Origin of the sequence: Chromohalobacter sp. HP20-39, assembly GCF_033052815.1 — a bacterium.
GTDB lineage: Bacteria > Pseudomonadota > Gammaproteobacteria > Pseudomonadales > Halomonadaceae > Chromohalobacter.
The window spans coordinates 1-286 of record NZ_JAWHTP010000523.1 but is presented as its reverse complement, the minus strand read 5'-3'; the positions used below and the strand labels follow the sequence as shown (position 1 = coordinate 286).

Sequence of the window (286 nt, the reverse complement as noted above, 5' to 3'; positions counted from 1 at the left end):
CTCGGAGTCGCTTACGCAAAGTCGAGGACGTGATGCCGGATTTCTCAGCCCATTCAGCAATACAGAGAGTCTCGCCAGCGTGGGTGATAAACACATTGCTACGCTTGTTGCGCTGTTGCTGCGTCCAGGTTGCCCAACGGCAGTTTTCGGGCGAGTAACCCAGCGAGTTGTCGATCCTATCTAGCGTTGTGCCGGCTGGCGGATGGCCCATGTCCGCTAGAAATCCCTCGTAAGTCATCCAGCGCTCACAGACCGTAATGCCCCGGCCGCCATATCGCGGATAGGA

At 57.3% G+C, this 286-nt stretch carries 1 pseudogene; it reads right to left on the bottom strand.

What is annotated here, in order from left to right:
• Positions 1-238, bottom strand: a pseudogene (locus tag RVY79_RS19045) (hypothetical protein); the annotation flags it as partial.
• Positions 239-286: the final 48 nt, after the last annotated feature.